This window comes from Streptomyces sp. PA03-3a, assembly GCF_033792735.1.
Classification (GTDB): domain Bacteria; phylum Actinomycetota; class Actinomycetes; order Streptomycetales; family Streptomycetaceae; genus Actinacidiphila.
In genome coordinates, this window is sequence record NZ_JARAVM010000002.1 from 341,863 (window position 1) to 354,906 (window position 13,044).

The following is a 13,044-nucleotide window of genomic DNA, read 5'->3' on the forward strand; positions in this document are numbered from 1 at the left end:
GTGGTGTGGACGTCGGTCACTGGTCCGCGCCCTCCTCGTCCTCGTCGGAGTCCTCGCCGGCCGCGGAGCCGGTGGGCTCGTAGACCAGCGCGGCGCGGTTGTCCGGCCGCAGGGTGGCCGCCGCGACGGCCCGCACCTCGTCGGCGGTGATGTCCAAGATGCGCTTGACGGCGGTCAGGGCCAGCTGCGGGTCGCCGAACAGCACGGCGTACCGGCACAGTTCGTCGGCGCGGCCGCCGACGGTGGCGAGCCGGTCCAGCCACTCGCGCTCGAGCTGGGCCTGGGCCCGCTCCATCTCCTCCGGGGTCGGGCCCTCCTCGGCGAAGCGGGCCAGTTCCTCGTCGACGGCCGCCTCGACGGCGGGCACCTCGACGCCGCTGGACGTCTTCACGTCGAGCCAGCCGAGCGACGGCGCCCCGGCCAGCCGCAGCAGGCCGAAACCGGCCGCGACGGCGCTGCGGTCCCGGCGCACCAGGCGGTTGTGCAGCCGCGAGGACTCCCCGCCGCCGAGCACGGTCAGCGCCAGGTCCGCGGCGTCGGCCTCGCGGGTGCCGTCGTGCGGCAGCCGGTAGGCGGCCATCAGCGCGCGTGAGGGGACGTCCTCCTCGACGACCTCGCGGAGCTGCCCGCCCATCACCCCGGGGAGTGAACCGTCACGGGGCGCCGGCTTGCCGTCGTGGGCCGGGATGGTGCCGAAGTACTTCTCGATCCAGGCCAGGGTCTGTTCCGGGTCGATGTCGCCGACGACCGCGAGGACGGCGTTGTTCGGCGCGTAGTACGTCCGGAAGAAGGCCCGGGCGTCCTCCAGGGAGGCGGCGTCCAGGTCCGCCATCGAGCCGATGGGGGTGTGGTGGTATGGGTGGCCGTCCGGGTACGCCATCGCCGTCAGGCGCTCGAAGGCGGTGCCGTAGGGAACGTTGTCGTACCGCTGGCGGCGCTCGTTCTTGACCACGTCGCGCTGGTTGTCCAGGCTCTGCAGGTCCAGTGCGGACAGCAGACTGCCCATGCGGTCGGCCTCCAGCCAGAGCGCGAGCTCCAACTGGTGGGCCGGCATGGTCTCGAAGTAGTTGGTGCGCTCGAAGCTGGTGGTGCCGTTGAGGGAGCCGCCGGCGGACTGGACCAGTTCGAAGTGGCCGTTGCCCGTGACGTTCGCGGAGCCCTGGAACATCAAGTGCTCGAAGAGGTGGGCGAGTCCGGTACGGCCCTTCACCTCGTGGCGGGAACCGACGTCGTACCAGAGGCAGACCGCGGCGACCGGGGTGAGGTGGTCCTCGGAGAGCACGACGCGCAGGCCGTTGGCCAGGCGGTGCTCGGTCGCGGTGAGGCCGCCGGATTCTGCCTCCGGCGTGGCCGTGTGACCCATGGGCAAGCTGTCCTTCCGGTCGCGTACTCGTTGTTTTGTGCTGAGACCTGCCACTCTAGGCAGCGGACAAACGGCCCGCGAAGTTCCCGTCACCGCCAGGTATGAGCCGGGGGGGTGGTCCGGGCTGTCGGTGGGGCGGTCCACAATGGTCCGCGTCAGTCCCGTGTCCTTATCCGATGAGGTCCAGCCGAAGGAGCAGCGCCCTGATGGCCCGCCGCACCACGAAGACCCCGCCGCCGGACGATTTCGAGGAGCGCATCCTCGACATCGACGTCGTCGACGAGATGCAGGGGTCCTTCCTCGAGTACGCCTACTCGGTCATCTACTCGCGCGCGCTCCCGGACGCCCGCGACGGGCTCAAGCCGGTGCACCGCCGGATCGTGTACCAGATGAACGAGATGGGGCTGCGCCCCGAGCGCGGCTTCGTGAAGTGCGCCCGTGTCGTCGGCGAGGTGATGGGCAAGCTCCACCCGCACGGCGACGCCTCGATCTACGACGCGCTGGTGCGCATGGCCCAGCCGTTCTCGATGCGTGTGCCGCTGGTCGACGGCCACGGCAACTTCGGCTCGCTCGGCAACGACGACCCTCCGGCCGCGATGCGTTACACGGAGTGCCGCACCACTCCCGCCGCGGCGCTGATGGTCGAGTCGATCGACGAGGACACCGTCGACTTCACGCCCAACTACGACGGCCAGGAGCGGGAGCCGGTGGCCCTGCCGGCCGCCTACCCGAACCTGCTGGTCAACGGCGCCTCCGGCATCGCGGTCGGCATGGCCACCAATATGCCGCCGCACAACCTCGGCGAGGTCATCGCCGCCGCCCGCCACCTGATCCGCTACCCGAACGCGGACCTCGAGACCCTGATGCGCCACGTCCCCGGCCCGGACCTGCCGACCGGCGGCCGGATCGTGGGCCTGGACGGCGTCCGGGACGCGTACGAGACCGGCCGCGGCACCTTCAAGATCCGCGCCACGGTCTCCGTGGAGGACGTCACGGCCCGCCGCAAGGGCCTGGTGGTGACCGAGCTGCCGTTCACGGTCGGCCCGGAGAAGGTCATCTCCAAGATCAAGGACCTGGTCGGCTCGAAGAAGCTGCAGGGCATCGCGGACGTCAAGGACCTGACCGACCGCGAGCACGGGCTGCGGCTGGTCATCGAGGTGAAGAACGGCTTCCACCCCGAGGCCGTACTGGAGCAGCTCTACAAGCTGACCCCCATGGAGGAGTCCTTCGGCATCAACAACGTGGCGCTGGTCGACGGCCAGCCGCTCACGCTGGGCCTGAAGGAGCTGCTGGAGGTCTACCTCGACCACCGTTTCGAGGTCGTCCGGCGGCGCAGCGAGTTCCGCCGCGGCAAGCGCCGGGACCGTCTCCACCTGGTGGAGGGTCTGCTGGTCGCCCTGGTCGACATCGACGAGGTCATCTCGATCATCCGCTCCAGCGACAACGCCGCCCAGGCCAAGGAGCGGCTCATCGAGCGCTTCACGCTGTCGGAGATCCAGACCCAGTACATCCTCGACACGCCGCTGCGCCGGCTGACCCGCTTCGACCGGATGGAACTGGAGTCCGAGCGGGACCGGCTGACCGCGGAGATCGAGGAGCTGACACAGATCCTGGAGTCCGACGCCGAGCTGCGCAAGCTGGTCAGCGCCGAGCTGGCGGTGGTCGCCAAGAAGTACGCGACCGAGCGCCGCACCCTGCTGATGGAACCGGGTGTGGCGCCCGTCGCGGCCGTGCCGCTGGAGGTCGCCGACGACCCGTGCCGTGTGCTGATCTCCTCGACCGGGCTGCTGGCCCGTACGGCGAACGGCGAGGCCCTGACGCCGGGCGACGGCAAGCGGGTCAAGCACGACGTGATCGTCTCGGCGGTCCCGACGACGGCCCGGGCCGACGTCGGCCTGGTCACCTCGACCGGGCGCCTGCTGCGGATCGCCGTCATCGACCTGCCGATCCTGCCGGAGGCCTCCGGCGCGCCGAACCTGGCGGGCGGGGCGCCGCTCGCGGAGTTCCTGACGCTGGAGCCGGACGAGCAGGTGCTCTGCCTGACCACGCTCGACGAGTCCTCCCCAGGCCTGGCGCTCGGCACCGAGCAGGGTGTGGTCAAGCGCGTCGTGCCGGACTACCCGGCGAACAAGGACGACCTGGAGGTCATCGCGCTCAAGGAGGGCGACCGCATCGTCGGCGCCGTCGAGCTGCGCACCGGTGAGGAGGACCTGGTCTTCATCACCGACGACGCCCAGTTGCTGCGCTACCCGGCGGGTCAGGTGCGCCCGCAGGGCCGCGCGGCGGGCGGTATGGCCGGCGTCAAGCTGACGGACGGCGCGAAGGTGATCTCCTTCACCGCGGTCGACCCGTCGGCCGACGCGGTGGTGTTCACCCTCGCCGGGGCCCGGGAGACGCTCGCCGGGGCCGAGGAGGGCACGGCCAAGCTCACGCCGTTCGACCAGTACCCGCGCAAGGGACGGGCGACCGGCGGTGTGCGCTGCCAGCGCTTCCTGAAGGGCGAGGACATGCTGCTGCTCGCCTGGGCTGGTGGCACCCCCGCACGTGCCGCCACCTCGACGGGCGCGCCGGCCGACCTCCCGCCGAAGGACCCGCGCCGCGACGGCTCGGGCGTGGCCCTCACCAAGCGGGTCTCGGTGGTCGCCGGCCCGGTGTGACTGGCGGGCCCACAGCGATGAGGGGCGCGGCACCCGGTGCGGGTGCCGCGCCCCTCGGCGTACGCGGTGTCAGGACGCGTACGTCTGCGTCCCGCCGGATCAGGCCGGGTCCTCCAGGCGCAGCCACACGCAGGTGTCCCTGGGCAGCCGGCCGTCCTCGGCGAGCGGGCCGCTGGCCAGCAGGAGCCGCAGGTGCGCGGGGAGGGCGACGGGGTCCGCGGACAGGTTGAGCACGCAGCCGAAGCCGCCCTCACGGCGGAAGGCGAGCACGTCCCCGGGACCGTCGAGCCAGTCCATCGGGCCCTCGCCGAGGCCGGGTTCGGCGCGGCGGAGCTCCAGCGCCGTCCGGTACAGGCTCAGCATGGAGCCGGGGTCGCTCTCCTGCGCCTCGGCCGTGTAGCGCGCCCAGTCCGCCGGCTGCGGCAGCCAGGGACGGTCGCCCCCGAAGCCGTACGGCGGCGCCTCCCCCGACCAGGGCAGCGGCACCCGGCAGCCGTCACGGCCCGGGTCGGTGCCGCCGGAGCGGAAGTACATCGGGTCCTGCAGCCGCTCGGCCGGGATGTCCTCGACCTCGGGCAGCCCCAGCTCCTCGCCCTGGAAGAGGTAGACCGAACCGGGCAGGGCCAGGGTCAGCAGGGCGGCGGCGCGGGCCCGCCGGGTGCCGAGCTCCAGGTCCGTGGGGATGCCGTGCGCCTTGGCGGCGAAGGCGAAGCCGGTGTCGCTGCGTCCGTAGCGGGTGACGGTCCGGGTGACGTCGTGGTTGGCCAGCACCCAGGTGGCCGGCGCGCCGACCGGGGCGTGCGCGGCGAGGGTCCCGTCGATGGAGGCGCGCAGCCGCTCCGGTTCCCAGGGGCAGGCCAGGAAGTCGAAGTTGAAGGCGGTGTGCAGCTCGTCGGGACGCAGGTAGCGGGCGAAGCGCTCGGTGTCCGGCAGCCACACCTCGCCGATCAGCACGCCGTCGTACGGGTCGGCGACGGCCCGCCACGAGCGGTAGATGTCGTGCAGCTCGTCGCGGTCGATGTAGGGGTGCGGGTCGGTGCCCTCCACGAAGTCGGGCAGGTCCGGGTCCTTGGCGACCATGGCGGCGGAGTCGATGCGCACCCCCGCCACGCCGCGGTCGAACCAGAAGCGCAGCACGTCCTCGTGCTCCTGCCGCACAGCGGGGTGCGACCAGTTGAGGTCGGGCTGCTCCGGGGCGAACAGGTGCAGGTACCAGTCGCCGTCCGGGAGCCGGGTCCAGGCGGAGCCGCCGAACTGGGAACGCCAGCCGTTGGGCGGCAGTTCACCGTCCTCGCCGCGGCCGGTGCGGAAGTGGAACAGCTTGCGCTCGGCGCTGCCCGGCCCCGCCTCCAGTGCCGCCCGGAACCAGACGTGCCGGTCGGAGACGTGGTTGGGGACGATGTCGACGATGGTGCGGATGCCCAGGGCGCGTGCCTCGGCGATGAGCTTCTCGGCATCGGCCAGGGTGCCGAACGCCGGGTCGATGGCCCGGTAGTCAGCGACGTCGTAGCCGCCGTCGGCCATCGGCGAGGGGTACCAGGGGTTGAACCAGAGCGCGTCCACGCCCAGCGCGGCCAGGTACGGCAGTCTGGACCGCACCCCGGCGAGGTCGCCGGTGCCGTCCGCGTCTCCGTCGGCGAAGCTGCGTGCGTACACCTGGTAGATGGCGGCGCCGCGCCACCACGCGTCGGTGGCCTCGGCCGGGTGGGTGTCTGCCACGTGACTGGTCCTTTCGGGCAGCTGGGACCGCGCCGCCCGCCCCGTGGCGGGCGGCGTGGTACTGGACGGGTGCGGCCGGAGGCCGTCGGGGCCGGGCCTCAGCCCTTGAGGCCGCCGGCGGTGAGGCCGCTCATGATGTTGCGCTGGAAGACGAGGAAGATCAGCAGGGTGGGCACGGAGGCCATCGCGATGGCCGCGAGGAGCCAGTTCTCCGGCACCCCGCTGGCGAGCGAGTAGATGCCGACGTTGAGGGTCTGCTTGGTCGGGTCGTTCAGGGTGAGCATCGGCCAGAGGAAGTCCTTCCAGACCCCGACCACCGCGAAGATGGAGACCACTCCGAGGATCGGCCGGGAGATCGGCAGGACCACCGACCACAGGGTCCGCATCTGTGAGGCCCCGTCGATCGCGGAGGCGTCGAGCAGCTCCTGCGGCACCGAGTCGAAGAACCGCTTGAGCAGGAAGATGTTGAACGCGTTGGTCACGGACGGGAGCCAGATCACCCAGGGCGAGTTGAGCAGGTTGCGCTGGAAGATCGGTACGTCCAGCACGGTCAGGTACTGCGGTACGACCAGGACCGTCGCCGGGATCATCAGCGTGGCCAGCATCATCCCGAGGATCGCCTTGCCGAACACCGGGCGGAGCTTGGACAGCGAGTAGGCGGCGGCGACGTCGAGGACCAGCTGGAAGGCGAGCGCCCCGAAGGCGTACCAGAGGGTGTTGATCAGGAGGTGGGACAGGTCCATCACCTCCCAGGCGCTCGTGTAGTTCTCCGGGTGCAGCGCCTGCGGGAAGGTGGTGGGCGGGATCCGCGCGAACTCCTCGGTGCTCTTCAGGCCGTTGGAGGCCATCCAGTACAGCGGGCCGAGGAAGACCAGCGTGAAGGTGGTGACCACCAGGGTGAGGACGGTCCGGTAGAGGATCCGGCCGCGCCGGCTCGCCAGCTGCGTCGGCGATATCAGCGTTCTCGTGCTGCTCATCGGTGTGTCCCGTCCTACTCGTCCGCTGCGCGGCTGAGCCGCACGTAGCCGGCGGAGAAGATCGCCAGCAGTACGAGCAGCACCAGGCCGAGCGCCGCGGCACCGCCGTAGTTGTTGAAGTTGAAGGCGTACTGGTAGATCAGGTAGACGACGGTGGTCGTGGACCCCTCCGGGCCCGAGCCGCCGGTCAGCAGGAAGGGTTCGGTGAAGACCTGCATCGTGGCGATGATCTGCATCAGCAGCATCAGCGACAGGATGAGCCGGGTCTGCGGGACCGTCACATGCCAGATCTTGCGGAGCAGTCCGGCGCCGTCGAGCTCGGCGGCCTCGTACAGCTCGCCGGGGATGCCCTGGAGGGCGGCCAGGTAGATCAGGGTGGCGCCGCCCATGTTCATCCAGGTGGAGGCGATGACCACCGAGAGCATGGCGGTGTCGGTGGACTGCAGCCACTGCTGGGTGGGCAGGTGCAGCGTCGCCAGGATGCGGTTGAACAGGCCGTACTCGGGGTTGTAGAGGTTCTTGAAGATCAGCACGGAGGCGACCGGCGGCAGCATGACCGGCAGGTACACCAGCAGCCGTAGATAACCCCGTGTGTGCCGCAACTCGTTGAGCAGCAGTGCCACGAAGAAGGGCACCGCGAAGCCCAGCAGCAGGGCCAGGCCGGTGAAGAGCAGGGTGTTGCGCCAGGCCTGCCAGAACGCGGGGTCGTGGAAGACGTAGTTCAGGTTGGACCAGCCGACCCAGGTGGTCTGCCCGCCCTCGGTCTTCTGGAAGGCCAGCAGGAACTCCCGCACCATCGGGTACCACGAGAAGAACGCGAAGCACAGCACGGCGCCGATCAGGAACGCGTGTGCGGCGAGGTTGCGGCGCACCGTACGGCGCGACCGGCTCTTGGCGGGAGTGCTGGCGGGCAGGGTGGGGGCGCTGGGGGCCGACATCGTCGCTCCTGGGTGCCGGGTGCCGGGGGCCTGGGCTACTGGTTGGCGAGGACCTGGTTGACCTGGGTCTCCGCGGTGGACAGCAGCTTGGCGGCGTCCGCGTCCTTGTTCGTCAGGACTCCGGACATCACGTTGTCCAGGACCTTGTAGATCTCCTGTGCCTTCGGCGGCTCGGCCTTGCCGGGGACCGGGTTGTCCATGAAGGCGCGGAAGTTCTCGACCGGCATGGTGGCGCTGGCGGCCTTCAGCTGGTCGTCCTCGGTCTTGCTGGCACCGGTGAAGAAGGCCGGCTGGGGCAGACCGACGGGGAGGCCGTCCGCCTTGCTGCGGGCGTAGTCGAACTGGCCCTTGCCGGGGGTGAGCGTCTTGAAGTTCAGCCAGGCGATGGCGGCCTTGATCTTGTCGGGCGAGCTGCCCTTCTTGATCATGTAGTCGTTGCCGCCGAAGAGGGTGGCCTTGCCGCCGGGGATCGGGCCCATGCCGAAGTTGGCATAGTCGGCGCCGAGTTGCTGGACCATGTACGTGATGTCGTCGGGCGCGGCCAGGAACATGCCGAGCTTGTCGGCGGCCATCTGCTTCTGCAGGTCGCCCCACTTCAGCAGCTGGGTCTGGCCCATGCTGTTGTCGGTCCAGCGCATGTCGTGCAGGTTCTGCACGATCTGCTTGCCGAGGTCGGTGTTGAAGGCCGCCTTGGTGCCGTCGGCGGACACGACCTCGCCGCCCATGCCGTACATCGTCGCGGTGTAGTGCCAGCCGCCGGTGTTCTGCGCGCTGTACTCGCCGTAGCCGGACACGCCCTTGCCGAGGCCCGCGATGGCCTTGGCCGCGGTACGCACATCGTCCCAGGTGGTCGGGGGCTTGTTGGGGTCGAGGCCGGCCTGGGTGAAGAGCTTGCGGTTGATCAGCAGGCCCATCCGGTAGTTGCTGGTGGGCAGGCCGTAGAGCTTGCCGTCCTTCTTCAACACGTCGAGCACGTTGGAGTCGATGTCCGCCAGCGCCGGGACGGTCTTGTCGGTGACGTACGCGCTGATGTCCGCGGCGCCGTCGTTGTCGAGCACCTGCTGCAGGTCGGTGAAGTACGTGTAGAACACGTCCGGTTGCGACTTGGCCTTCAGCGCGGCCGTGAACCGGGCCGGCTCCTCGCACTGACCGGGCGTCGACTTACCGTCGATCGTCACGTTCGGGTACTTCTTGTTGAAGGTGGCGACGTCCTCCTTCCACTCCTTGAGCTCCGCCTTCTTCGCGGCCGGCGGCATGCAGTCGATGGTCAGCGTGACCTTGGCCTTGGGGTCCAGCGGGGCGGTGGGGTCGGACGAACCGCCGCCCGCGTTGTTGTCGTTGTCCGCGCTGCTGCTGGTACCGCAGGCGGTCAGGGCGGCCAGGGCCAGCGCGGAGACGAGCGTGGCCGCGGTGGCACGGCGGGCGGGGCGGAACCAGGAGCTTCTCATCGGTGGTCCCCTTCGGGCATGAGCGTGGAAGACCCCCGACCACACGCAGCGGGGGCGTCGCACACTCAAGCACCACAAACAGATGTCCGCAATATCTCGCGCAGATTTCGCAAAACATCGACCGCCTTGCGCAGCTCACCAACGAAGGCCGCGAACACCGGGCACGCGGCGGGAACCCCGAGGCCGCAAACGCGGACCGGGCGGTTCCGACGATGTCGGAACCGCCCGGTCCGCCGGACGCGGCGACGCTCAGCCGCGCACGGGCCCCGTCGTCCCGCGGACGACCAGCTCCGGCTCGTAGAGCAGTTCGTCGGAGGCCACCTGCTTGCCCGCGATCTTCAGCGCGAGCAGCTCCACGGCGGTACGGCCCATCGCCTCGATCGGCTGCCGCACCGTGGTCAGCGGCGGGTCCGTGCAGGTCATGAACGCCGAGTCGTCGTAGCCGACCACGGACACGTCACCGGGGACGGACAGCCCCAGCCGGCGCGCCGCCCGCACGGCGCCCAGCGCCATCGGGTCGTTGGCGCAGATGATCCCGGTGACCCCGCGCTCCCAGAGCTTGGCGGCCGCGGCCTGGCCGCCCTCCAGGGTGAACATCGCCCGCCCCACGTGCTCGTCCGGCAGCGACCCGCCGCCCGCGGCCGCGGCCGCCCGTGCCGCGATCAGCTTGCGCCGCGAGGGCATGTGGTCGGTGGGCCCGAGCAGCAGCCCGATCCGCTCGTGGCCGAGCGAGGACAGGTGCCGCCAGGCCTGCTCCACGGCGACCGCGTCGTCGCACGACACCCTCGGGAAGCCGAGGTCCTCGATGGCGGCGTTGATCAGCACCACCGGCAGGTTCCGCTCCGCCAGCAGGCGGTAGTGGTCGTGCGGCGCCTCCGCCTGCGCGTACAGGCCGCCGGCGAAGACGACGCCGGAGACGTGCTGCTGGAGCAGGAGCGAGACGTAGTCCGCCTCCGACACCCCGCCCGCGGTCTGGGTGCACAGCACCGGCGTCAGCCCCTGCTGGGCGAGGGCGGCGCCGACGATGTCGGCGAAGGCCGGGAAGATCGGGTTCTGCAGCTCCGGCAGCACCAGCCCGACCAGCCGGGCGCGGTTCCCCCGCAACTGCGTCGGCCGCTCGTACCCCAGCACGTCGAGCGCCGTGAGCACCGCCTGCCGGGTGCCCTCGGACACCCCCGGCTTCCCGTTCAGCACACGGCTGACGGTGGCCTCACTGACCCCGACCTTCTTCGCTACTTCGGCAAGCCGTCGCGTCATGAGCGCAAGCATACGACATGACCTGCAAGTGGTTTGCGCTCTTGCGCAAGTCCAGCGAGACGCAGGAGACGGGCCCGTACCGCCGGTGCCGGCGGGGCGAAAGCGCGGCTCCGCTGGTCGTCGGGGTCACCGCCGCCCTCGGGGCGGGTGGCACCGGCCTGCCGCGAACTTGCCTGTATCCCTGCCCGGTTGCAGCGGCGGTGGACCATACTCTGTGGTCCCGTCCGAACGTTCCGGGAGAGTCATGACGAGCAGGTTCACGGAGCTCACCGTCGACTGCCACGATCCGGAGAGGCTCGCGGCCTTCTGGTGCGAGGTCCTGGGCTTCGAGGTCATCGACCGGAGCGAGGGCAAGGTCGAGATCGGCTCCTGGGTGCCGACCGTCGAGGAGGTCCGGGCCCGTCAGATGCCGCCGACCCTGCTGTTCGTCCGGGTGCCCGAGGGCAAGGCCGTGAAGAACCGCCTCCACTTCGACGTCAGCCCGATCGACGGCAGTACCGAGGACGAGGTGACCAGGCTGCTCGGCCTGGGCGCCACCAGGACGGATGCGGGGCAGGGCCCGGACCGGAGCTGGGTGGTCATGGCGGACCCCGAGGGCAACGAGTTCGACGTCCTGCGCACCCTGGCACCGCAGCACTAGTCCGCGACCGGGCACCGCCACCCGCGCACCGCGACCGCCTCCGCACCACGCCTCGCGCAGTACGGGAGGGGCCGGAGGACCGCGGGCGATGCGGAAGGTTAGGCTTACCTTCATGAGCACCTGCACCTCCGCGTCCAGCTCGCTGGCGGAGCCCGTCGCCGCCACCGCGGCCACCGCGCGGACCTGGCTGCTGCTGGAGCAGCCGGGGCCGTGGGGCCCCAAGGCGCTGACCGGGAGCCATCTGGATCCGCGGGTGGGCCGGGCGCTGGAACGCGCCGCGGCCGGCACGGGGGTGCGGGTCGGGCTGATTCGGCGGCCCGGGCGGCACGCGGACCGGCACGACGTACGGCGGCGCACCGCGTACGTGGCGCACACCGTGCCGGGCGGCACGTGGGTGCGGGAGGCGGTCGTCGAGGACCCGGGCGCGCTGCTGGGCCTCGACTTCGGGGCGCTGGGCCGCGGCGACCACCGCGGCTTCGGGATGCCGTACGAGGGAGACCCGCTCGCCCTCGTCTGCACCAACGGCAAGCGGGACCGCTGCTGCGCCCTCAAGGGCCGGCCGCTCGCCGCGGAGCTGGCCGCCTCGGGGCTCGGCGAGGTCTGGGAGGTGACCCACCTGGGCGGCCACCGGTTCTCGCCGACGATGCTGGTGCTGCCGTACGGCTACGCCTACGGCCGCGTCGACGCCGAGTTGGCCCGCCAGGTGCTGGCGGCCGCCCGCGAGGGCGACATGGTGCTGGAGGGCTGCCGCGGGCGTTCCGCGTGGGAGCGTCCGGGCCAGGCCGCCGAACTGGCGGTGCGGCGGCTGACCGGCGAAGTGCGCGCCGAGGCGCTGACCGTGGACGGCGAGCACGGCACCCGCGTGCGTCACCTCGACGGCCGGGCCTGGGACGTCGAGGTCACCCCGGTCGCGGCGGAGCCGCCCCGGCCCGAGAGCTGCGGGGCGGCCCTGGGAGCGCCGCTGCGCATGGAGGTCAGCGGCATTCAGCCGGCGCTCTTGACGAACTCCGTCGTGTAGGTCTTGCCGAGGTCCACCTCGGCGTTCTGCAGGTTGGGGTTGAACGCCTTGAGGACCCGCTCCACCGTCTCGGGTCCGCCCTCGGGCATCACTCCGTCCTTGGTGAACATCGGCAGCGTGCTCTCGATCGCCTTGACGTACAGGTCGTGCCCGCCTCCCTGCGCGTAGTCGGAGGGCATCTTCGCGGCGATCTCCGCGGCGCTGTGCGTGGACATCCAGCGCAGCGTCTTCACGAAGGCGTTGGCGAGCTTCTGGACGGTCTCCTTGTGGCCGTTCACCCACTCCGTCTGCATGTAGAGGCTGGAGGACGGGTACAGCCCGCCGAGCGCCTGCCGGGAGCCCTCCGGGGTGCGCATGTCGATGAGCACCTTGCCGAGCCCCTTGTCCAGGATCGTGGCCACGGTCGGGTCCGTGGTCATGCCGCCCTGGATCGAGCCCTGCTCCATCGCGGAGATGAAGGTCTGGCCGGCGCCGACCGCGACCGGGGTGAACTCGCTGGTCTTCACGCCGTTGCTGACGGCGAGGTACTTGGTCAGGAAGTCCGTGGACGAGCCGATGCCGGTCACGCCCAACTTCCTGCCCTTGAAGTCCTTGGCGCTCGTGAGGTCGCCGGCCGCCGCGTCGGAGACGATCTCCACCTCGCCGGGCGCCTGCGAGAACTGCACGACGGACTCCACCTGCTTGCCCTTCACCTGAAGGTCGAGCGTGTGGTCGTAGAAGCCCACGGTGCCCTGCACGTCGCCGGAGACGAGCGCGGTCTCGGCCTGTACGCCGGCCGGCTCGGTGAGCAGTTCGACGTCCAGGCCCTCGGCCTTGAAGTAGCCGAGCCGCTCGGTGAGCATCGCGGGCAGGTAGATGACCTTGTCCAGGCCGCCGACCATGATCTTGACCTTGTCGCCGCCCGAGCCGGAGGCGGAGTCCCCGCCGCAGGCGGTGAGCGTGGTGAGGGCGAGGGCGGAGGCGGCGACCGCGGCCGCGGCCTTGAGGGGCGTGCGCATCTGGTTCACGTCCTTGTGAAGGGGAGGGA

General features: G+C 70.9%; 10 protein-coding genes. 3 read left to right on the top strand and 7 right to left on the bottom strand.

Annotated features, from left to right (window positions below; translation table 11 throughout):
- Positions 1–16: 16 nt before the first annotated feature.
- Complete coding sequence (locus tag PV342_RS03700) at positions 17–1,363, bottom strand: M16 family metallopeptidase (protein ID WP_386987347.1); 1,347 nt, start codon at positions 1,361–1,363, stop codon at positions 17–19.
- A gap of 206 nt (positions 1,364–1,569) precedes the next feature.
- Here PV342_RS03700 and PV342_RS03705 point away from each other — a divergent pair, with 206 nt between their 5' ends.
- On the top strand, positions 1,570–4,020 hold the full coding sequence (locus tag PV342_RS03705; RefSeq protein WP_400795561.1) for a DNA gyrase/topoisomerase IV subunit A: 2,451 nt from the start codon (positions 1,570–1,572) through the stop codon (positions 4,018–4,020).
- Positions 4,021–4,119: 99 nt separating this feature from the next.
- Here PV342_RS03705 and PV342_RS03710 read toward each other — a convergent pair whose 3' ends face one another.
- The 5 genes from PV342_RS03710 to PV342_RS03730 form a co-directional block, all read right to left on the bottom strand.
- Positions 4,120–5,739 (bottom strand): glycoside hydrolase family 13 protein, encoded by a 1,620-nt coding sequence (locus PV342_RS03710; protein ID WP_386987350.1) that lies wholly within the window; start codon positions 5,737–5,739, stop codon positions 4,120–4,122.
- 98 nt (positions 5,740–5,837) lie between these two features.
- Positions 5,838–6,716: a carbohydrate ABC transporter permease gene (locus PV342_RS03715; protein WP_400795558.1), complete on the bottom strand. Its 879-nt coding sequence runs from the start codon at positions 6,714–6,716 to the stop codon at positions 5,838–5,840.
- Between the two features lie 14 nt (positions 6,717–6,730).
- On the bottom strand, positions 6,731–7,654 hold the full coding sequence (locus PV342_RS03720; RefSeq protein ID WP_500315785.1) for a carbohydrate ABC transporter permease: 924 nt from the start codon (positions 7,652–7,654) through the stop codon (positions 6,731–6,733).
- Between the two features lie 35 nt (positions 7,655–7,689).
- A complete protein-coding gene (locus PV342_RS03725; RefSeq protein ID WP_400795552.1) occupies positions 7,690–9,102 on the bottom strand; it encodes an extracellular solute-binding protein in 1,413 nt (470 codons plus the stop codon).
- 249 nt (positions 9,103–9,351) lie between these two features.
- Positions 9,352–10,359: a LacI family DNA-binding transcriptional regulator gene (locus PV342_RS03730; protein WP_386987358.1), complete on the bottom strand. Its 1,008-nt coding sequence runs from the start codon at positions 10,357–10,359 to the stop codon at positions 9,352–9,354.
- A gap of 244 nt (positions 10,360–10,603) precedes the next feature.
- Here PV342_RS03730 and PV342_RS03735 point away from each other — a divergent pair, with 244 nt between their 5' ends.
- Together PV342_RS03735 and PV342_RS03740 are read left to right on the top strand one after the other, a co-directional pair.
- Complete coding sequence (locus tag PV342_RS03735; RefSeq protein ID WP_500315786.1) at positions 10,604–10,999, top strand: VOC family protein; 396 nt, start codon at positions 10,604–10,606, stop codon at positions 10,997–10,999.
- A gap of 112 nt (positions 11,000–11,111) precedes the next feature.
- The gene (locus PV342_RS03740) at positions 11,112–12,017 is read left to right on the top strand and encodes a ferredoxin family protein (RefSeq protein ID WP_386987363.1); all 906 of its coding nucleotides are present in this window, start codon (positions 11,112–11,114) and stop codon (positions 12,015–12,017) included.
- Here PV342_RS03740 and PV342_RS03745 read toward each other — a convergent pair.
- Positions 11,984–13,015, bottom strand: coding sequence for an ABC transporter substrate-binding protein (locus tag PV342_RS03745; protein ID WP_386987365.1), 1,032 nt, complete (start codon positions 13,013–13,015; stop codon positions 11,984–11,986). The two genes, PV342_RS03740 and PV342_RS03745, sit on opposite strands and share 34 nt — an antisense overlap.
- Positions 13,016–13,044: the final 29 nt, after the last annotated feature.